Source organism: Qipengyuania sp. B-5, from assembly GCF_056857815.1.
This window is the reverse complement of the sequence record NZ_JBSXNU010000020.1, coordinates 41,514-60,149: the sequence shown is the minus strand read 5'-3', so window position 1 is coordinate 60,149 and position 18,636 is coordinate 41,514. Positions and strand designations below refer to the sequence as shown.

Annotated in this window: 19 protein-coding genes and 1 tRNA gene; 10 read left to right on the top strand and 10 right to left on the bottom strand. The window is 59.9% G+C overall.

Annotated elements, in window-relative coordinates; translation table 11 throughout:
• Positions 1 to 142: 142 nt before the first annotated feature.
• From AC13CE_RS01510 to AC13CE_RS01490, 5 genes are read right to left on the bottom strand one after another with little or no spacing between them, the layout of a single operon-like run.
• Positions 143 to 787 (bottom strand): inner membrane-spanning protein YciB, encoded by a 645-nt coding sequence (locus tag AC13CE_RS01510; RefSeq protein WP_482971248.1) that lies wholly within the window; start codon positions 785 to 787, stop codon positions 143 to 145.
• Positions 784 to 1,710 (bottom strand): signal recognition particle-docking protein FtsY, encoded by a 927-nt coding sequence (gene ftsY / locus AC13CE_RS01505; RefSeq protein WP_482971247.1) that lies wholly within the window; start codon positions 1,708 to 1,710, stop codon positions 784 to 786. Before ftsY ends, AC13CE_RS01510 begins: the two co-directional genes overlap by 4 nt.
• On the bottom strand, positions 1,707 to 2,882 hold the full coding sequence (locus tag AC13CE_RS01500) for a MiaB/RimO family radical SAM methylthiotransferase (RefSeq protein WP_482971246.1): 1,176 nt from the start codon (positions 2,880 to 2,882) through the stop codon (positions 1,707 to 1,709). Before AC13CE_RS01500 ends, ftsY begins: the two co-directional genes overlap by 4 nt.
• Positions 2,879 to 3,688 carry a diaminopimelate epimerase gene (dapF, locus tag AC13CE_RS01495; protein WP_482971245.1) on the bottom strand — a complete coding sequence of 270 codons (810 nt, stop codon included), beginning with the start codon at positions 3,686 to 3,688 and terminating at the stop codon, positions 2,879 to 2,881. The genes AC13CE_RS01500 and dapF overlap by 4 nt, the downstream gene beginning before the upstream one ends.
• Before the next feature lie 47 nt (positions 3,689 to 3,735).
• Entirely contained in the window at positions 3,736 to 5,430 is a 1,695-nt protein-coding gene (locus AC13CE_RS01490) for a putative bifunctional diguanylate cyclase/phosphodiesterase (RefSeq protein ID WP_482971244.1), read from the bottom strand.
• 164 nt (positions 5,431 to 5,594) lie between these two features.
• Between AC13CE_RS01490 and AC13CE_RS01485 the strand changes: the two genes are divergently transcribed.
• Entirely contained in the window at positions 5,595 to 6,005 is a 411-nt protein-coding gene (locus AC13CE_RS01485; protein ID WP_482971243.1) for an EVE domain-containing protein, read from the top strand.
• Positions 6,006 to 6,060: 55 nt separating this feature from the next.
• Here AC13CE_RS01485 and AC13CE_RS01480 read toward each other — a convergent pair whose 3' ends face one another.
• Positions 6,061 to 7,728: a thiamine pyrophosphate-binding protein gene (locus AC13CE_RS01480; protein ID WP_482971242.1), complete on the bottom strand. Its 1,668-nt coding sequence runs from the start codon at positions 7,726 to 7,728 to the stop codon at positions 6,061 to 6,063.
• A 147-nt stretch (positions 7,729 to 7,875) separates the two neighbouring features.
• On the opposite strand from AC13CE_RS01480, the gene AC13CE_RS01475 reads away from it, so the two are divergent.
• Complete coding sequence (locus tag AC13CE_RS01475; RefSeq protein ID WP_482971241.1) at positions 7,876 to 8,070, top strand: hypothetical protein; 195 nt, start codon at positions 7,876 to 7,878, stop codon at positions 8,068 to 8,070.
• Here AC13CE_RS01475 and AC13CE_RS01470 read toward each other — a convergent pair.
• Entirely contained in the window at positions 8,067 to 9,422 is a 1,356-nt protein-coding gene (locus AC13CE_RS01470) for an MFS transporter (RefSeq protein ID WP_482971240.1), read from the bottom strand. The genes AC13CE_RS01475 and AC13CE_RS01470 overlap by 4 nt on opposite strands.
• A gap of 116 nt (positions 9,423 to 9,538) precedes the next feature.
• On the opposite strand from AC13CE_RS01470, the gene pgsA reads away from it, so the two are divergent.
• Together pgsA and AC13CE_RS01460 are read left to right on the top strand one after the other, a co-directional pair.
• Positions 9,539 to 10,132 (top strand): CDP-diacylglycerol--glycerol-3-phosphate 3-phosphatidyltransferase, encoded by a 594-nt coding sequence (pgsA, locus tag AC13CE_RS01465; RefSeq protein WP_221540164.1) that lies wholly within the window; start codon positions 9,539 to 9,541, stop codon positions 10,130 to 10,132.
• Positions 10,133 to 10,234: 102 nt separating this feature from the next.
• Positions 10,235 to 10,492: a hypothetical protein gene (locus AC13CE_RS01460; RefSeq protein ID WP_221540161.1), complete on the top strand. Its 258-nt coding sequence runs from the start codon at positions 10,235 to 10,237 to the stop codon at positions 10,490 to 10,492.
• Here AC13CE_RS01460 and AC13CE_RS01455 read toward each other — a convergent pair.
• Together AC13CE_RS01455 and rnd are read right to left on the bottom strand one after the other, a co-directional pair.
• Positions 10,489 to 11,385, bottom strand: a complete 897-nt coding sequence (locus tag AC13CE_RS01455) for a LysR substrate-binding domain-containing protein (RefSeq protein ID WP_473820391.1) — start codon at positions 11,383 to 11,385, stop codon at positions 10,489 to 10,491. The genes AC13CE_RS01460 and AC13CE_RS01455 overlap by 4 nt on opposite strands.
• Positions 11,382 to 12,614 carry a ribonuclease D gene (rnd, locus tag AC13CE_RS01450; protein WP_473820392.1) on the bottom strand — a complete coding sequence of 411 codons (1,233 nt, stop codon included), beginning with the start codon at positions 12,612 to 12,614 and terminating at the stop codon, positions 11,382 to 11,384. The genes AC13CE_RS01455 and rnd overlap by 4 nt, the downstream gene beginning before the upstream one ends.
• Before the next feature lie 154 nt (positions 12,615 to 12,768).
• Here rnd and aspS point away from each other — a divergent pair, with 154 nt between their 5' ends.
• Entirely contained in the window at positions 12,769 to 14,631 is a 1,863-nt protein-coding gene (gene aspS, locus AC13CE_RS01445) for an aspartate--tRNA ligase (protein ID WP_482971239.1), read from the top strand.
• Positions 14,632 to 14,696: 65 nt separating this feature from the next.
• Here the strand turns inward: aspS and AC13CE_RS01440 are convergent, their stop codons facing one another.
• Positions 14,697 to 15,185, bottom strand: coding sequence for a ferritin-like domain-containing protein (locus AC13CE_RS01440; protein ID WP_482971238.1), 489 nt, complete (start codon positions 15,183 to 15,185; stop codon positions 14,697 to 14,699).
• 95 nt (positions 15,186 to 15,280) lie between these two features.
• On the opposite strand from AC13CE_RS01440, the gene AC13CE_RS01435 reads away from it, so the two are divergent.
• The 5 genes from AC13CE_RS01435 (at position 15,281) to AC13CE_RS01415 (ending at position 18,516) form a co-directional block, all read left to right on the top strand.
• Entirely contained in the window at positions 15,281 to 15,517 is a 237-nt protein-coding gene (locus AC13CE_RS01435) for an acyl carrier protein (protein ID WP_006834437.1), read from the top strand.
• A 98-nt stretch (positions 15,518 to 15,615) separates the two neighbouring features.
• Positions 15,616 to 16,875, top strand: coding sequence for a beta-ketoacyl-ACP synthase II (gene fabF / locus AC13CE_RS01430; RefSeq protein WP_482971237.1), 1,260 nt, complete (start codon positions 15,616 to 15,618; stop codon positions 16,873 to 16,875).
• 1 nt (position 16,876) lies between these two features.
• The gene (mltG, locus tag AC13CE_RS01425; protein ID WP_482971236.1) at positions 16,877 to 17,845 is read left to right on the top strand and encodes an endolytic transglycosylase MltG; all 969 of its coding nucleotides are present in this window, start codon (positions 16,877 to 16,879) and stop codon (positions 17,843 to 17,845) included.
• Positions 17,842 to 18,360 carry a 2'-5' RNA ligase family protein gene (locus AC13CE_RS01420; RefSeq protein WP_482971235.1) on the top strand — a complete coding sequence of 173 codons (519 nt, stop codon included), beginning with the start codon at positions 17,842 to 17,844 and terminating at the stop codon, positions 18,358 to 18,360. The genes mltG and AC13CE_RS01420 overlap by 4 nt, the downstream gene beginning before the upstream one ends.
• 79 nt (positions 18,361 to 18,439) lie before the next feature.
• Positions 18,440 to 18,516, top strand: a tRNA-Met gene (locus AC13CE_RS01415).
• Positions 18,517 to 18,636 lie beyond the last annotated feature (120 nt).

Here is an 18,636-nt window from a genome sequence, read left to right as displayed (position 1 = left end):
TTCGGCAACAACGGCTCGATCACCAGCCACTCATCATCGGTCAGTTCAAATCTACGACGCGTCATCCAAAGCTCCTTCCCGAAGCCTTGAATCAACCGCGCCCGCGCCGCGCAAGTCAGTTTATGAGTTTACGGCCTAGCTCTTAGCCAGTCGGCGGCTCGTCCTTGAGCACTTCATCCGTATCTTCCAGTGACAGTCCGTGTTTCAGCAGCATGGGTATTTGCGTGAAGGTGAAGAGGAAAGTCAGTGGCAGGAAGACCCACAGCTTGGCCCAGAGCCAGCTTTCGAAGCTCATAGTGCGCACCAGCACTTCATTGAGCGCGGCGAGCGCGAAGAAGAAAAAACCCCAGTTGCGCGAAAGCTTGAGCCAGCCCTGGTGCGTCACGCCCTCGAAGGCGGCTTCCAACAGAACTTGCAACCATGCGCGATTGCGCAACCACCCGACGATCAGGACTGCTCCGAACAGCAGGTAGATCGCGGTCGGCTTGAACTGGATGAAGCGCTCGTCCCGCAGCCATATCGTCAGCGCGCCGAAACCGACGATCAGCGTGGTCGAAAGGATCAGCATCGGGCTCACCTTGCCGAATTTCCACTTGCTGAATACCAGCGCCACCATCGCAGCGACCATGAAGGCTATCGTGCCGTAGATTACTGCGGCGATTTCGCCGAAAGTCGATGTCTCGGGCGGCTGGTAGAGCTTGTAGACGCCGAGAAAGACCAGCAGCGGGCCATAGTCGACCAGCGTGTGCAGCCAGCCGGTGGGTTTCTTGGGAGTTGTCTCGCTCATTTCGCCACCCCTGCAATCACGCGCGCCACCAGATCCGGATCGAATGGCCGCAAATCGTCGATCTTTTCGCCCACACCGATGGCGTGGATCGGCAGGCCGTATTGTTCGGCTGCCTGCACAAGCACGCCGCCGCGGGCGGTGCCGTCGAGCTTGGTCATGACCAGGCCCGTCACGCCTGCCACCTCCTTGAATACGTCGATCTGTGACAGCGCGTTCTGGCCGTTCGTCGCATCGAGTACGAGCACCACGTCGTGCGGCGCTTCGGGATTGAGCCGGCCGAGGACCTTTCGGATCTTGGCCAGCTCGTCCATCAACTCGCGTTTGTTCTGCAGGCGACCGGCCGTGTCGACGATCAGCACGTCGGTGCCTTCCGCCGTTCCTTTCTTGACCGCATCGAAGACGATGCTGGCCGGATCACCACCCTCTGCCCCGCGAACGAGCGGCACGCCCACGCGGTCCGCCCAGGTCTGAAGCTGGCCAATGGCGGCGGCGCGGAAGGTGTCGCCGGCCGCCAGCATTACGTTGTAATCGTCCTCGACGAAGAGATGCGCCAGCTTGGCGATGGTAGTGGTCTTGCCGCTGCCATTAACGCCGATCACCAATAGCACTTGTGGACGCGGGAATGCGGTAATCTCCAGCGGTTTCGCCACGGGTCGCAGGATGGCGGCGATTTCCTCTGCCACCGCTTCCTTCAATTCCTGCGCGCTGATTTCGAGACCGAAACGTTTTTCCTTCAGCCGGGCGCGGATACGCGATGCGGCGCTGGGACCGAGGTCGGACATGATCAGCGCATCCTCGACATCATCGAGCGTCGCATCGTCCAGCTTGGCCTTGCTGACCGCCTCGGTGAGGTTTTCGGTCAGCCGCTCGCTAGTCTTCTTGAAGCCGCCGAACAGGCGTTCGGTCCAGCTGGGTTTGCTCATGACAGGAGTGCGTCCTCGAGTGTCTTCGGCGTAACGGTTACGATGGTGCCGCGGGCGATGCCTTCGGGCAGTCTCACGCGGGCGAATTCTGGCGAATAGCCGGTTCCGTCGCTTTCGGCGAGGACTGACAGGGGCTTATCGACGAGCGTCGCCAGCCAGTGGCCGCGCACCGTTGCGACCTCTGCCCGCAACTCGGCGGCGCGCCGCTTGATCTCGGAGCGTTCGACTTGCGGCATGCGTGCAGCCGGGGTTTCCGGTCGCGGTGAATAGGGAAAGATATGGCCGTGGACTATGTCGAGTTCACGGACGATCGAGAGATTTGCTTCGTGATGAAGCTCGGTTTCGGTCGGGAAACCGGCGATCAGGTCGGCTCCCACCGCAATTTCGGGCCGCCGGTCCTTGAGCCGGGTCACGAGATTCACCGCATTGGATCGCAAATGACGGCGCTTCATCCTCTTGAGGATCAGGTCATGTCCGTGCTGGAGCGAAAGGTGGATATGCGGCATGACGCGGGGTTCTGCGGCGAACAGTTCGAACAATTGCTCATCCACCTCGATCCCATCGATCGACGACATGCGGATGCGGGTAAGGGCGGGAAAGGCATCCAGCACCGCCTGCACCAGCGATCCCAGTCCGGGCTGTCCCGGCAAATCCTGGCCCCATGAGGTTACATCGACGCCGGTCAGAACCACCTCGGCGGCACCGGCATCGAGATGTGTTTCGACCTCGCGCAAGACTTGGGCGACCGACAAGGAACGGCTGGCCCCGCGGCCCTGGGGAATGACACAGAAAGTACAGGCGTGGTCGCAGCCGTTCTGGACGGCGACGAAGGCGCGGGTGTGCAGGGCGGGGACGGGCGGGGCGCTCGACGCTACGTTCCAGCTGCGTGGATCGAGCTTGGTTTCGTTGCCGATAAGTCCGTCGACTTCGGGCATGGCCGATAGCTGATCGCGCTCGATCTCGGCGGCGCAGCCGGTCACCAGCAGGCGAGCGTCGGGGTTGGCCTTGCGCGCCTTGCGGATCGCCTGCCGCGTCTGGCGCACCGCTTCGCTGGTGACCGCGCAGCTGTTGATTACGACGAGATTGTCCTCGCCCGCCAGCATCGCGCGAATTCTTTCGCTTTCCGAGAGGTTGAGCCGGCAACCCAATGAGACGACTTGGGGCGCGTTCACGCGTAATCATCCCACTCGAAGCTTCCGCGAAAGCTTTCGGCGGCAGGGCCGGTCATCAGGATCGGACCGCCTTCCTGCCACTCAATCACCAGTTCACCGCCGGGCAGGGCGACCGTCACCGGGCTGTCGACCAGCTTGCGCCGCATGGCGTGGACCGCCGTGGCACAGGCGCCCGTGCCGCAGGCGCGGGTCAGCCCCGCGCCGCGTTCCCACACACGCAACCGGATACGCCTGCGACTTTCCACCGTGGCGACATTCACGTTTACGCGCTCCGGGAAAAGCGGATCGTTTTCGATCTCCGAACCCAAACGGTCGAGAGGTATGGCGTCGGTATCCTCGACGAAGAAGATGACATGCGGATTGCCGACATTCACGGCGCCGGGGTTATCGAGCATTTCCCACCCGACCGGCATGGAGAGGGTGTCCATCGCATAGCCAAGCGGGATCGCGTCCCATTCGAAGTGCGGTGTTCCCATATCGACGCTTGCGCCGCCGCTCGCCGGCGAGGCGATGAGCATTCCGCCGGATGTTTCGATCCGCGCCTCTTTTCCATGAAGCAAGGCAACTGCGCGCGTGGCATTGCCGCAGGCACCCACTTCACCGCCGTCGGCATTGAATATACGCATCCGGAAATCGGCGGTTTCGCTCTGTTCCAACAGGATAAGCTGGTCGCAGCCGATCCCGGTATACCGGTCTGCGATTGCGAAAACGCGCTGCCTTTCGAGCGCTGGCAGGGCGTTTTCACGCGCATCCAGCACGACGAAGTCGTTTCCAAGTCCGTGCATCTTGATAAAAGGAACGCGCATCAGGACCGCGCATCTAGGGTCTGCGGGGCATAGCGTCCAGTGTCGTATCAGACGGCGCGCTGGCCGCCGTCGGCTGTCTTGTCCAGGTCAGCCTTCGGAGTTGCCTTGGTAATGTCCAGTACTCTTGCATCGGGATCTTGTCCCAATCTCCCGCACGCTGCCAGACGGTCGAGGACCTTTTCGGCGGGTTCGGGGCGTCCATAGTGATAGCCCTGACCCTTCATCTGACCCCAGCGCCTTAGCGCATTGACTACGTTCTCGTTCTCGATCCCCTCTGCCGTGATCGGCAACTTGAGACCATCGCTCATCGAAACGATCGCATCGACCAGCTTGGCGCTCTGGTCGCCATTCTTCAATTCGCTGATGAAACTGCGATCGATCTTCAATTGATCGAACGGAAGGCTGCGTAGCTGGGAGAGGCTCGAATACCCTGTTCCAAAGTCATCCAGGCTAACCCGGACGCCCTGATTGCGCAGCGAGGTAATCATCGATCGGACCATGCCGATATTCTCGTGCAGACAGGTTTCGGTGATCTCGATGTCCAGTCGGTGGGCCGGGAACCTGTGTTCGACCAGCATCTTGAGTATTTTCTGGGCGAACCAGGGGTCGCGCATCTGGACCGGCGAGATGTTGACCGAGAGCGTGATCCGCGGATCCCAGCGAAGCGCATCGGTAAATGCGCGAGCAATCAGTTTTTCCGAAAGCTCCGCGATTACACCGATTTCCTCGGCGATGGGGATGAAGATCTCGGGGCCGATGAGGCCCATTACCGGGGACTCCCATCGAGCCAGCATTTCAAAGCCGACCAGTTCGCCGCTGTCGAGATCGACCTGTTGCTCGTAATAGGGTACGAATTCCCCGTTTTCGATGCCCCGGCGAATTCCGGCCTCCAGCTCGCTGCGGAAGCGCAGTTCGTTTTCCATCGGCGGTTCGAACCAGTAGAAGCAGTTCTTACCCTGCTTCTTGGCATGATACATGGCTATATCCGCCTTGTGCATCAGACCTTGTGCAGGTGTTTCCCGACCATCGCTGGAAAGATGGGCGGAGCTGGCGAGACCGATGGAAATGGTGACATCGATCGAGATGCCATCATGGATGACGGGTTTCGAAACTTGCTCGATCATCCGCGCTGCCAGCCATTCGATCCGCTCTGGAGAGCGAAGGCTATAAGGAACGGCACAAACGAATTCGTCGCCGCCGAGGCGAGCCAGCGTTGCATCTTCGGGCAGCACCTGGCGTATCCGGTCGCATGCGGTGCGCAGAACCAGGTCACCTGCCGCGTGCCCGTTCAGGTCGTTCACCTGTTTGAAATTGTCCAGATCGATCGCGATTGCGGCAAGCGCATCGTCCCGCTTGCCACTGTCGTTTCTGAGAATTCCTTCAAGCCGTGCTGCGAAGCTGCGCCGATTGAGGCAGCCGGTGAGATCGTCGAAATCTGCAAGCCGACGCGCTTCAGCTTCCGATCTGCGATGTGTCTCCAGCTTGCTGGTCAGCGCTTTGTAGCGGTTCCATCCCAGGAGGATGAGCGCAATGTTCAGCAACAAGGCATTCGTGAGGAGAACGTCCGGAGCAACTGCGTCTCCCTGCACGGAACCTATTGCCGTGGGCACTACCGAGCCGGCCACTATTACGAAAAGCACGATGGCGGCAAAAGCGATACCGAGCGTAACCAGATCGTGACGCATTCCCGATGAGTCGCCGCCTGCGACCGGCGAAACCGGGGATTCATCAAGCTCTGGCATTCGAGACAAAGGAACCCCCGAATTTGTTCGTCCGGGCATGCGTATCCTCGCGAAGCTAAAAAGCGGTTAACTGCTTGTGCCGCGAATGACCGTCCTCTGGTCAGCGCGCCTCATGCTCGCTACGCGGATCACAAATTACCGAGACCGACAGGAGTACCGAGAAGATGGCCCGTTACTGGCTGCTGAAATCCGAACCCTTCAAATATAGCTGGGACGATCTCGTCGCGGAAAAGGAAGGTACTTGGGACGGTGTGCGCAATCACCGCGCGAAGAACAACCTCGCCGCGATGGAAGTAGGCGATCAGGCATTCTTCTACCACTCGCGCGAAGGACTGGAAATCGTCGGTATTTGCGAGGTCAGTGTGGCGGGGATTACCGATCCCACCGATCCGGAAGGAAAATGGGCGGCGGTCAAGGTTATACCAAAGACGAAACTCCCGCATCCTGTCACGCTCAAGCAGATCAAGGCGGAACCGAAGCTGGCCGAGTGCGAACTGGTCAAGCTGTCGCGCCTTTCGGTGGCGGAAATCCAACCCGAAGAGTGGTCGATAATCTGCGGGATGGCCGGTATCTGACGCTCATAGCGAAGAAGGGCCGTCTCCTTTTCAGAGGGCCGGCTCTTGGGCTTTTCTAGCGGCTGCGCAACCCGCTTACGGTGGCACCGCTGGCGGCGAGTTGTTCGATCTCTATCTTGCAATGGATCAGGCGCAGACCCGTTCGCCCCTTTGCAGCCCCCAGTGCCTCCTTGAATTCCTGGGTGGTCGCAGCTGTCGCCGACCATCCGCCATAGGCCGAAGCGAGGGCAGCGAAGTCCGGATTCGCCAGCCTCGTTCCGCTGATGCGATCTTCGCCCGGGAATTCACGTTCCTGATGCATGCGGATCGTGCCGTAGGCGGAATTGTCGACAACGATGACGATGAGGTTCGCGTCATGCTGTACGGCGGTGGCGAGTTCCTGACCGTTCATGAGGAAGTCGCCATCGCCCGCAACTGTAACTACCGTCCGTTGCGGATAACGCAGGGCTGCAGCAACTGCGGCAGGTACACCATAACCCATGGCCCCGCAGGTTGGTGCAAGCTGGGATGGAAAGCCTTCGTAGCGCCAATACCGATGCCACCACCCAGCGAAATTTCCCGCGCCGTTGCAGATGATCGTATCGGTGGGCAGGGTATCCCGCATGAATTGCACGCACTGGCCCATGTCCAGTAAGTAGTCGGTCGGCTGGGCCGTGGCCCAGGCGTTCCACTCTGCGTGTGCATCGGCGCCAGCGTCGAAGTCGATGGCATCGCCGTCGTCCCACAACGCGGCGCTTTCCGCGAATTCGTCCATCTCGGCACAGATTGCGAGATCGGCCGGATAGACGCTGTTGAGTTCGTTCGGATCGGGGTGGACGTGGATCAGCTTGCGATCCTCGGCGACCAGTGGGGGAACCGTATAGCCATCGGTAGTCGCCTCGCCGAGCCGCGCTCCGACGGCGAGGACAAGATCGGCGCCTTTTACGCGATCGACGAGCTTGGGATTGGGGCCATAGCCCAGGTTACCCGCATAGATGCTGCTCGAAGGAGAAATCGCGTCTTGCCTGCGGAATGCAGTTGCCACCGGAATTCCGAGCCGTTCGGCGAAAAGCTGGAAGTATTCCCGCGCCTTGGCGTTCCAGCCTGCGCCGCCGACAATAGCGATCGGGGAGGCAGCATCGGCGATCAGCGCCATCACCGCCTGCATGGCATCGGGGCAGGGCGCCTGAGCCGGACGTTCGACCCGCGGGCGCGGGGTCGCCGAGGTCTCGCGGCTCAGCATGTCTTCAGGCAAGGCCAGCACCACGGGACCCGGACGCCCGGAAATGGCGGTAGCGTAAGCGCGAGCGACATATTCCGGTATGCGATCCGCCGAATCGATTCGGGCCGCCCATTTGGCTATGGGGCCGAAGAAGGCGGCGAAATCGACTTCCTGGAAGCCTTCGCGGTCACGCATCTCGCTGTCGACGTCACCGACGAAGAGGATCATCGGCTGCGAATCCTGCATGGCGACGTGAACGCCGATACTGGCGTTGGTCGCACCCGGGCCGCGAGTGACGAAAGCCACCCCAGGTCGCTGTGTCATCGCTCCGTCGGCGCAGGCCATCATGGCGACTCCGCCTTCCTGACGGCAGGTAACCAGATCGATGGTGTCCTGCTGGCCTAGCGCATCGAGCACCTGGAGAAAGCTTTCTCCGGGGACGGTGAAAATCCGTTCACAACCCTGTTCGATCAGGCAATCGACGAGGAGCTTGGCGGCAGCGGGTGTCGGGCGAGTGGTCATGGACAAGCCGGTTAGCGACGCTCGCTGTCTCGTGCAATCTCCGTGGAACAGCTTGGTGACCGTCTCGCAGCAGCCCCAACCGTCCCGAAATGGAACGGCGTGATTTTTACGGGAAACCTAAGGTTAAAAATTCGTTAACCCGCTATCATGAGACGCGCACTTGTCCTGTCGAACGAAGCGGCCCGCCATTGGATGCGGGCCAGCATTCCCCACCGTCGCCGCCACTATGCGGACATGCCGGACGGACAGACCGTAGATTGGAAGCTGACGGCGCAAGACGTTCGTGGCGTGGCGACCACCTATTTCGCGACGGTAGCCGCAGTACTCGCTTTCATCGTCTAGATTTGCTCGGCTGTCGCCGCAGCGCGCTCTGCCTCGAGCAAGCGGCGACCTAGCCAGGCTGAAACCAGACACATACCGGCGCTGATCAGAATCTGTTCGACGATCGGGACGCCTGCTGCGCTCATGCCCATGGCGAGCAGGGAACCGCCGACCATTGCCCCTGAATTGACGATATTGTTCGCGGCGATCGTTCGTGACGCCTTATCGGGCGCTACCCGCGTGGTCAGGAAGGCGTAGAGCGGGACCACGAACATTCCGCCTGCGATGGCGATGCCAAGCAGACAAAGCAGGATGATGCTTGCCATGGGCCACCCGAGGAAACCCGCTACATTCAGCAATTGGGAAGGCTTGTCCGCCTCCCAGATCTTGCACACGACATAGAAGGCGACGACGAACATCCCCATCGCGATTACCGATTGGGGAGCATAGCGTGCCGAAACCTTGCCTTTCAGAAGCGCGCCGACTGCGACAGAACCGATGGCGACCCCGATCGAGAAAATCACGAGAAAGATGCTCGCCACTTCCTTGCTGGCCATGATCACGTTTTTGGCAAGCGGGGGAAACTGGATGAACAGTACTGCACCGATGGTCCAGAAGAAGCTGATGGCTAGAATGGCGTAGAAGACTTCGCGATTGTGCATCGTGTCCCGCACCAGGCGAATGGAGGCGCGGATAATGTGCCAGTCGAGTTTTTCGATTACGCCTTGCGGTGGTGCGGGCGGAACCTGACGGCTGACCAGATAGCCGGCAACCGATGTGACGATGATGCCAATGGCTGCGACTTCGACAGGGATCCAGCCCGCGAGGATAGTCCCTGCAAGAATGGCGAGATAGGTTCCGGCCTCGACCAGCCCGGTGCCCGCCAGGATCTCTTCCTTGCGGAGATGCTGCGGGAGGATCGCGTATTTGATCGGCCCCAGAAAGGTCGATTGAATGCCCGTCATGAAGAGGGCGAGGAGCATGAGAATGATCGGAAAGGTGGTCTCGAGTGTCGTAAAGTACAGCGGGATCGACACCGGCATCTCGTAGCCTCGCCACGCCAGGTAAAGGCCCCCCGCACCGATCAACATCAGCACGATCTCGAAAGCCTTTACCTTTCGTATTATCGCCGCCTTGTCGCGCATATCCGCCAGTTGTCCGGCAAGCGCCGAAAGCACGAAGAATGGCAGGATGAACAGGCCCGAGGCGACAGCGGAAAACATCCCCTCCGCCTCTTCAGATTCATAGATCTGGTAGACGACGAACAGGACCATGGCGGTCTTGTACAGATTGTCATTGAAGGCATTGAAGAGCTGCGTCACGAACAGCGGCAAAAACCGCCTGGTGCGCAGCAAATGCGGACTTGTGAACATGGACCCCCGGCGGAAAACTTCCGTAAGGAAACACTTGGTAGCTACAATGTGGCGGCGGACAACCCTGCTTGACGTCTTTTGCGGCAGGGCGAAAGCCGTTAGGGGAACAAGCGTAGATGCTGACATTGCCAAACATCCTCACCCTTTCGCGTATCGTCGCGATCCCCCTGCTGGCCTTTCTGCTTTGGTGGCCCGGTTGGGAAGCGGGCTATTTGATGGCCTTTGGCCTCTACTGCCTGATGGGCATTACCGATTATTTCGATGGTTATCTTGCTCGGACCAGCGGTACAGTTTCGAAGCTTGGCATCTTTCTCGATCCCATCGCGGACAAGATCATGGTCGCGGCGGTTATCCTCGTACTGGCTGCACAGGGTGTCCTACGTGGGCCCTATGTGGGCGATGCTCACGTCATTGCGGGATTGATCATTCTGGTACGCGAGATCGCGGTATCGGGATTGCGAGAGTTTCTCGGAGGCTTGCAAGTATCCGTGCCCGTCAGCCGGCTTGCCAAGTGGAAAACCACATTCCAGCTTCTGGCGCTAGGCTCGCTGATCCTGGGGCAGGGCTTGCCACAATGGAATGTGATGATCGGGACGATCGAAGCGAACGTGCCGCATACGGTCGGTCTGGTCACACTGTGGGCTGCTGCCGTGATGACCGCGATTACCGGCTGGGACTACCTGCGTGTCGGCCTCAAGCATATGGATTAAGGCGCGCAGCCTCATTTTATCGGTGAACCGATACAACACGCAGATGCAACGCGGTTGCATCCGTGAACCTTTTCTCAACCAAATGCGTTCATGTTACCAGACATGACTGCTTCACTTCATATGCTTCTAGCTGCGCTGCTGAAGGTCGGCGCCGTCGCAATGATCTTCAACGAGGTTCGTGGTCTGGTGCTCGCGGCGCCTGTACTTTACGGCATGTGGGCCTCGGGAGGGACCGCCATGGCGATCTGGCTCGGTATTTGCGCGCTGGGGGGTATAGCGCTGAGCGTTATCGTGCCGCTTTTCGCTTACAGGAAGCTTGATAACTTTGTGAAATCACGGGCCGAACCCGAACCGGCCTAACCGGCGCGAAGCTCTTCCGCCAGTAATTCGAAATCGCCTCGCCGCGGAGAATTCTTGCGCCATATGAGCGCAATCTCGCGGCTCGCCTGTTTCGATTTGAGCGGGCGTGCGACAACCTGCGTCCCGTTCAAAATTCCAGCTTCCACAGCCATCTCGGGCAGCATGGTCAGACCCAACCCATTATCCACCATCTGTACAAGGGTGTGCAGGCTGGTGCCGATCATAGTGGTCGAACCGCGCAATTCCGGTCTGTTGCAGGCGGCGAGCGCGTGGTCCTTGAGGCAATGCCCGTCTTCCAGCAGTAGCAGCCGACCGTCATCGATCATGTCCGCCGTGACCATTGCAGGAGGGTCGCGCGGATCGTCCTTGGGGAAAGCGACATAGATCGGATCGTCGGCGATATGTGCCTTGTCAACTTCGCCCGTAGGGAAGGGCAGGGCGAGCAGAACGCAATCGACCCGCCCGTGTTGCAGCGATTCGACCGCATCGTGGCTGGTTTCTTCGCGCAGAAACAGCTCAAGATCGGGCCGTTCGCGGCGCAGACGCGGCAGAAACCGCGGCAGCATGAAGGGGGCGATGGTCGGGATTACGCTCATCCGGAGCTGTCCCGCGAGCGGCTTACCGGCCGCCTGCACGAGATCGGCAAGTTCTTCGGTTTCGCGCAATACGCGGTGCGCCTTTTCTACCACCTGGTTACCCAGTGCAGTGAACCGCACGACGCGGCGGCTGCGCTCGACCAGAGTCACGCCAAGCAGCGATTCCAGTTCGCGAATGCCGGCGGAAAGCGTGGATTGCGACACAAAGCTCGCATCGGCTGCGCGGCCGAAATGGCCATGCTCGTGTAGCGCGACGAGATACTGCAGCTGCTTGAGGGTCGGAAGGTAGGTGCTCACCCGGCTTCCGCCGCTGCTTCGGTGATCACTTCGTCCTGCGCCGTTTCCATCATTCCCGCGTGGACATCGTCGACATGGGTCATCAGCAGTTTTCCGTCCTTTACAGCGAACGCCAGACGTCCCTCGACCAGCTCAAGCGCATCTTTGCCGAACACTTCGTAGCGCCAGCCCTGGAGGATCGGCAGCTTGCGCACCCCTGCGGCCAGCGCTTCCATCTCATCCGAGCGTGTGAGGAGGCGGGACGCGACATCGATTTCGCGGGCGCGAATCTTGAGCAGCAGTTTGAGCAGATCCGCCACCAGGGCACCTTCCTTGCCAAGCGGTGCCCCTCGTTTCGGTTTGTCGGGCATTTCTTCCTTTGGCAGAGGTTCGGCCTTGTCGATGACTTTCATCAGACGTTTGCCGATATCGTTGTCCTTCCACGCATTCGACAGCCCGCGCACCTTGATGAGATCGCTTTGTTTTTTGGGCGGATGGCTGGCGATATCGGCCAGGGTCTCATCGCGCATGATACGGCCACGCGGGATGTTCTTGTGCTGCGCCTCCCCTTCGCGCCAGGCGGCCAGAGCCTTCAATCGGCCCAGCACCGTGGGATTGCGCCCTGGCGAACGGATGCGCTTCCAGGCCTGGTCGGCATCGTTGGCGTAGTTTGCCGGATCGGCGAGCTTCTCCATCTCGGCATCGAGCCAGCCGCCGCGTCCGGTTTTGATCAGCTTTTTCAGTATCTTCGGAAAAATGCTCGAAAGGTGGGTAACATCGCCGATGGCATATTCGATCTGTCTTTCGGTCAGCGGGCGGCGGCTCCAGTCGGTAAACCGCGCACCCTTATCGACCGTGATGCCGAGCCAGCTTTCGACGAGGTTGGCATAGCCGATCTGCTCGTTCTGGCTGATCGCCATCATCGCGATCTGAGTATCGAAGATTGGATGCGGGGTCTTGCCGGTGAAATTGTAGACGATCTCGACATCCTGCCCGCCGGCGTGGAAGACCTTCAGGACTTCCTCGTTTTCGCAAAGCAGGTCCCACAGGGGCTTTAAGTCAATGCCATCCGCCAGCGGATCGATCGCCGCCGCTTCTTCTTCATTCGCGATCTGTACCAGGCACAGTTCGGGCCAATAGGTGTTCTCGCGCATGAATTCGGTATCGACGGTGACGAAATCGCTTTTCGCCAGACGCTCGCAAAGGGCAGCCAGCGTATCGGTGTCGGTAATCAGATCGTGTATTTTCATCGTTTCGTTTCTTGTCTTGAGCGGAGTACCGCTCCCGCACCTTTCACGAGCCTTGACAAAAACCCGCTGGTGCCCTGTTAGCGCGCGCGATTCCTGCTAAGGAGCGCGGCGCCTGCGCCCTAGCGGCATAACTCCGAAAATGGAAAGATTTTAGATGCACGCCTATCGTACCCACAACTGCGCACAGCTGACGAAGGAAAACGTTGGCGACACAGTCCGCCTTTCCGGCTGGGTGCACAATAAGCGCGACCATGGCGGCGTGCTCTTTGTCGACCTGCGCGACCATTACGGGATAACGCAGATCGTGGCGGACAGCGACAGTGCGGCGCTTCCCGTGCTCGAAAAGCTGAAACTGGAATCGGTGGTGACCATCGATGGTACGGTGAAGGCGCGAGACGAAGTGGCCGTCAACAAGAACCTGCCCACCGGCGAAATCGAAGTCTTCGCCCGCGAAGTCGAAATCCAGAGCCGCGCCGAAGACCTGCCGCTTATCGTTAACCAGGCCGAAGACTATCCGGAAGAAACGCGCCTCAAATATCGCTTCGTCGACCTGCGCCGCGAGCGGGTTCACGCCAATATCATGTTGCGCAACCGGGTTATTACCAGTCTGCGCCAGCGCATGATCGCGCAGGGGTTCAGCGAGTTCCAGACGCCTATCCTCGGCGCATCCAGCCCCGAGGGCGCGCGCGACTATCTCGTGCCCAGCCGTCTACATCCGGGCCGCTTCTATGCGCTTCCACAGGCGCCGCAGATGTTCAAGCAGCTGTTGATGGTCGCCGGATTCGACCGTTATTTCCAGATCGCGCCCTGCTTCCGCGACGAAGACCTGCGCGCCGATCGCAGCCCGGAATTCTACCAGCTCGACTTCGAGATGAGCTTCGTGACGCAGGAAGACGTGTTCAACACCATCGAGCCCGTCCTGGCCGGTGTGTTCGAAGAGTTCTCCGGCGGCAAGACAGTGACGCCCGCCGGTGAATTCCCGCGCATTCCCTATGCCGAGGCGCTCCTCAAGTACGGCACCGACAAGCCCGACCTGCGCAATCCGCTAATCATCAGCGACGTCACCTCGCATTTCGAGAAATCGGGTTTCGGCCTGTTCGAAAAGATCGTCGGCGGCGGTGGCCGCGTTCGGGTCATCCCGGCTCCGAACACACACGAGAAGAGCCGCAAGTTCTTCGACGAGATGAACGACTGGGCGCGCCGCGAAGGCTTTGCTGGCCTCGGTTACGTTACGCGAAAGGGCGGCGAATTCGGCGGTCCGATCGCCAAGAACCACGGCACCGAGGGCATGGAAGCACTCTATGCCGAGTTGGGCCTGGGTGAAAACGATGGCCTGTTTTTTGCTGCGGGCAAGGAAAAGGACGCCGCCAAGCTGGCTGGTGCCGCTCGTACCCGCGTGGCCGAGGAGCTTGGCCTGATCGAGGAGGGCTGCTTCAAGTTCTGCTGGATCGTCGACTTCCCGATGTTCGAATACGATGAAGACCTCAAGCGGATCGACTTCAGCCACAATCCCTTCTCGATGCCACAGGGCGAGATGGAAGCGCTGAAAACCAGGGACCCGCTAGATATCCTCGCCTGGCAGTACGACATCGTTTGCAACGGCTATGAACTTAGCTCCGGTGCGATCCGGAACCATCGCCCCGACATCATGTACAAGGCCTTTGAGATCGCCGGCTATTCCAAGGAAGATGTCGACGCAAACTTCTCGGGTATGATCGAAGCGTTCAAGCTGGGCGCGCCGCCGCACGGCGGTTCGGCTCCGGGCATCGACCGGATCGTCATGCTGCTGGCCGACGAGCCGAATATCCGTGAAGTCATCGCCTTCCCGATGAACCAGCGCGCGCAGGATCTGATGATGGGCGCGCCCTCGATCGTCAGCCCGAAGCAGTTGCGTGAGCTGAACATCCAGCTTTCGCCTGCGGCACGTGAAGCAGTCGAAACTGCACAGAAGGGAAAAGGCGAGCCGGCCGACCTGAATGAGGCCGTCATCGATCGAGACGGACAGACTCAAAGCTGATCGAAGCCTGAAACCAAAAAAGGGCGCGGAGCATATCCGCGCCCTTCATGTGACTGTCCGTTAAATCAGTCGTATTGCTTCGAGATCAAGTCGCCGAAGCGCTCATCTTCGCATATCTCATTGTAAGCCTGCTCAACCACTGCCCGCTCCTGAGCTTCGAGCTGGTTGCTTTCGAGGGCTTCCTGAAATTTTCCCTTGATGTAATCCTCGCCTTCCTCGACGCGTTTGGAAGCAGCTTCATCGCCGTTTTCGAATGCAGACGTGATGCTTTGCCACATCTGGTGCGCTTCGCCGGCCATCGTGCCCTTGGTCACCAGATCGTCACCCTGGCGCTCAAGCTCGGCATTCATCTGCCGCAAAGTGTTTTCCCTCTGGCTGCAGCGCTGATGCAACGCCTGCTTGAGTTGTGGATTATCCGCCTTCTCGCCTGCCTGGCGATAGCCCTGGACTGAATCGAAGGTCGTGTCGGTAAGGCTTTTGAATACTGTAGTAGCCATGATTTCGCTTTCCTTTTCAAAGTGGTAACATTGAGTAGAACGGGCAAATGCGTTCATGGGTTCGGGGAAGAGGACGAGTTGCCCTTGCGCTGCGCCGCGCCGTTGATTAGGGCGAACGCCAATATGAAACCCCCAAGATGAGAGGGAATAGAATGAGCGATACTGCCGACCGCGTGCAGAAGATTGTCGTCGAGCATCTCGGCGTCGAAGCCGACAAGGTCACCCAGGAAGCCAGCTTTATCGACGATCTGGGCGCGGACAGCCTCGACATCGTTGAACTGGTAATGGCCTTCGAGGAAGAATTCGGCGTGGAAATCCCCGACGATGCAGCCGAGAAGATTACGACCGTCGGCGATGCAACCAAGTATATCGAAGAGCACAAAGGCTAAGCACCACGGCTTTTCATTGCCCGTGCGACAGGTACGGGATCGGACAGGCCCGACCCTGATGATGGGCCGGGCCTGTTGTCTTTTGAATGGAGAAATTCATGCGTCGTGTGGTTGTTACCGGACTTGGCCTCGTCACCCCCTTGGGAGGCGATGTCGAAACCACGTGGTCGAACCTCATTGCGGGCAAGAGCGGGGCGGGCAGGATCACCCGTTTCGATACCGAGGGCCAGAAGTGCCTTATCGCTTGCGAGGTGAAGCCAAAGGACCATGAATTCGGTTTCGATCCGGACAAGCGGGTGGACCATAAGGTCCAGCGTCAGGTCGATCCTTTCATTATCTACGGTATCGACGCCGCAGGGCAGGCCCTCGAAGATGCGGGCCTAACGGAAATGGATGACGCGACGAAAGAGCGTACAGGCGTTTCGATCGGATCGGGCATTGGTGGCCTTCCGGGTATCGAAAGTGAGTCGATCGTCCTGAAGGAACGTGGGCCTGGCCGGGTCAGCCCGCATTTCGTTCACGGACGTCTTATCAACCTGATCAGCGGTCAGGTTTCGATTAAATATGGCCTGATGGGTCCGAACCATGCGGTCGTCACAGCCTGTTCCACCGGCGCGCACTCGATCGGGGACGCCGCCCGTATGATCGCACTCGACGATGCCGACATCATGCTGGCAGGCGGCGCCGAAGGTACCATCAATCCGCTGGGCGTGGCGGGCTTCGCGCAAGCGCGCGCTCTCAACATGAGCATGAACGATGCGCCCGAAAAGGCGAGCCGCCCTTATGACAAGAACCGCGACGGTTTCGTCATGGGGGAAGGTGCAGGCGTTGTAGTGCTTGAGGAATACGAACACGCCAAGGCTCGCGGTGCCAAGATCTATGCCGAAGTCGTCGGGTACGGCCTGTCGGGTGACGCCTACCACGTCACCGCGCCGCATCCTGAGGGCAAGGGTGCGGAATTGGCGATGAAAATGGCCATAAGGAAGTCGGGCCTCGAGACGAGCGACATCGATTACGTCAATGCCCACGGTACCTCGACCATGGCCGACACGATCGAACTCGCCGCGGTCAAGCGCGTGCTGGGCGACGATCTGGGCGGCGCCTCGATGAGCAGTACGAAATCGGCCATCGGCCACCTGCTGGGCGGTGCAGGCGCAGTGGAAGCGATCTTCTGCATCCTGGCCATTCGCGACCAAATTGTACCGCCGACGCTCAATCTCGACGATCCTGACGAGGGTACCGAAGGCGTCGACCTCGTCCCGCACACGGCAAAGAAGCGGGAAGTCAAAGCCGCACTCAACAACAGCTTCGGTTTCGGCGGGACCAACGCCTCGCTGATCGTCAAAAAGGTCGACTGAGGTGAAGAAACTCGGCCTCGCGCTGGGGGCCGTGGTCCTTTTGGGGTTGGTCGGCCTCATCTGGTTTGCCAGCGGCTGGTACGGATCGGCCGACGTCGAGGAAGACACAAACTTCATCGTGCCTTCGGGCTCGACTTTGACGGCCGTGGCCCGCCAGCTCGACGACGAAGGCCTGATCGAATCCTCGGATTCCTTCCTGCTGCGCGCCAGGATCCTCGGCTCGGGCGATCCCATCCAGGCTGGCGAGTTCCTCATTCCGGCGGGCGCAAGCCCTTCGCAAATTCTCGATACCTTCCAGCATGGGCAGGTCATCCGTCGTTTCGTAACCGTTCCTGAAGGCCTGCCGTCGATTCTCGTGTGGGAACGGCTTATGGCGGAAGATCTTCTGACCGGAAAAGTGGAGGTGCCCGAGGAAGGTTCGGTCCTGCCGGACACCTACGACTTCGAGCGGGGCGAGAGTCGTGCCGAGGTGCTCGCCCGTATGCAGGCGGCGATGGACAGCTACCTCGCGGAAGCGTGGGAGAAGCGCACCAACAAGGCCGTGGTGAAAACACCCGAAGAAGCGATCATCCTCGCCTCGATCGTGGAGAAGGAAACCGCCGTTCCCGAAGAGCGCAGGATGGTTGCGGGTGCACTGTCCAACCGCGTGCGCATAGGCATGATGCTCGGGGCCGATGCGACCACGATCTACCCGATCACCAAGGGCAAGCCCCTGGGGCGCCGTATCCGCGTGTCCGAACTTCGCGACAAGAACCCCTATAACACCCGCGCCATTGCGGGCCTGCCGGTAGGTCCGATCACCAATCCGGGACGCGAAAGTATCGCCGCAGTGCTCGATCCGGCCGAAACCAAGGCGCTGTACTATGTTGCCGATGGCAGCGGCGGACATGTCTTTGCCGAGACTCTGGAAGAGCACAACCGCAACGCTGCCGCCTGGCGCAAGCTGCGCCGCGAGCGCGGGGAAATGTGACCGCAGGCGATGCGCCCCTGATATTGACGGCGGAACTGCCGTCCGATCTCCATCGCCGCTACACCGACCTGCGCACCCGGTATTTCCCGCCCGAGCGCAACTACCTGGAGGCGCATGTCACGCTGTTCCACGCGATTCCTGCGCAGTGCGAGGAGGAATTGCGGCGCTATCTTGCTCGCCTGGCGGGAGAAGTTCCGCCGCTGCGAGGGCGGGTCGAAGGATTGATGTCGCTTGGTGGCGGTACGGCGATCAAGCTTTCCAGCCCGGACCTCCTCGAATTGCGTGACGAAATTGCCGAGCACTTTCGCGGTATGCTCACCCAGCAGGACCAACACCGACCGAGGCTCCATGTCACTATCCAGAACAAGGTCACATCGAAGGAAGCCAAGGCGGTACAGGCGCAGCTTTCGGGGCTTTTCGAGCCTAGGGAATTCGTCTTTCCCGGCCTGGCTCTGCATGTATATCGCGGTGGTCCGTGGGAATTCCTGCGCCGCTTCGCATTTCGCGGGAAATGATTGTTGACCATGGGGCACTCCCGCCCTAAATGCGCCGCCTGCCGAGCGGGCCAAGCCGCCTGCCGACACGGCCTTTCGGGGCGGAGTAGCTCAGGTGGTTAGAGCAGCGGAATCATAATCCGCGTGTCGGGGGTTCAAGTCCCTCCTCCGCTACCAATCTCGAATCCGCATGGGTTCGCTTGCTTCCGCATGCATCCGTAAAACTCAATAAAAACAGAATGATGTGAGTGATTCGCGTCCGCTTGCGTGCGCATGCATTCGCTTGAAGCCGGATTT

What these genes read in the sequence shown, in the direction of transcription:
- AC13CE_RS01510 (WP_482971248.1), bottom strand. Translation starts at nt 787, where the DNA reads ATGAGCGAGACAACTCCCAAGAAACCCACCGGCTGGCTGCACACGCTG.
- ftsY (WP_482971247.1), bottom strand. Translation starts at nt 1,710, where the DNA reads ATGAGCAAACCCAGCTGGACCGAACGCCTGTTCGGCGGCTTCAAGAAG.
- dapF (WP_482971245.1), bottom strand. Translation starts at nt 3,688, where the DNA reads ATGCGCGTTCCTTTTATCAAGATGCACGGACTTGGAAACGACTTCGTC.
- AC13CE_RS01490 (WP_482971244.1), bottom strand. Translation starts at nt 5,430, where the DNA reads ATGCCAGAGCTTGATGAATCCCCGGTTTCGCCGGTCGCAGGCGGCGAC.
- AC13CE_RS01485 (WP_482971243.1), top strand. Translation starts at nt 5,595, where the DNA reads ATGGCCCGTTACTGGCTGCTGAAATCCGAACCCTTCAAATATAGCTGG.
- AC13CE_RS01480 (WP_482971242.1), bottom strand. Translation starts at nt 7,728, where the DNA reads ATGACCACTCGCCCGACACCCGCTGCCGCCAAGCTCCTCGTCGATTGC.
- AC13CE_RS01475 (WP_482971241.1), top strand. Translation starts at nt 7,876, where the DNA reads ATGAGACGCGCACTTGTCCTGTCGAACGAAGCGGCCCGCCATTGGATG.
- AC13CE_RS01470 (WP_482971240.1), bottom strand. Translation starts at nt 9,422, where the DNA reads ATGTTCACAAGTCCGCATTTGCTGCGCACCAGGCGGTTTTTGCCGCTG.
- pgsA (WP_221540164.1), top strand. Translation starts at nt 9,539, where the DNA reads ATGCTGACATTGCCAAACATCCTCACCCTTTCGCGTATCGTCGCGATC.
- AC13CE_RS01460 (WP_221540161.1), top strand. Translation starts at nt 10,235, where the DNA reads ATGACTGCTTCACTTCATATGCTTCTAGCTGCGCTGCTGAAGGTCGGC.
- rnd (WP_473820392.1), bottom strand. Translation starts at nt 12,614, where the DNA reads ATGAAAATACACGATCTGATTACCGACACCGATACGCTGGCTGCCCTT.
- aspS (WP_482971239.1), top strand. Translation starts at nt 12,769, where the DNA reads ATGCACGCCTATCGTACCCACAACTGCGCACAGCTGACGAAGGAAAAC.
- AC13CE_RS01440 (WP_482971238.1), bottom strand. Translation starts at nt 15,185, where the DNA reads ATGAACGCATTTGCCCGTTCTACTCAATGTTACCACTTTGAAAAGGAA.
- AC13CE_RS01435 (WP_006834437.1), top strand. Translation starts at nt 15,281, where the DNA reads ATGAGCGATACTGCCGACCGCGTGCAGAAGATTGTCGTCGAGCATCTC.
- fabF (WP_482971237.1), top strand. Translation starts at nt 15,616, where the DNA reads ATGCGTCGTGTGGTTGTTACCGGACTTGGCCTCGTCACCCCCTTGGGA.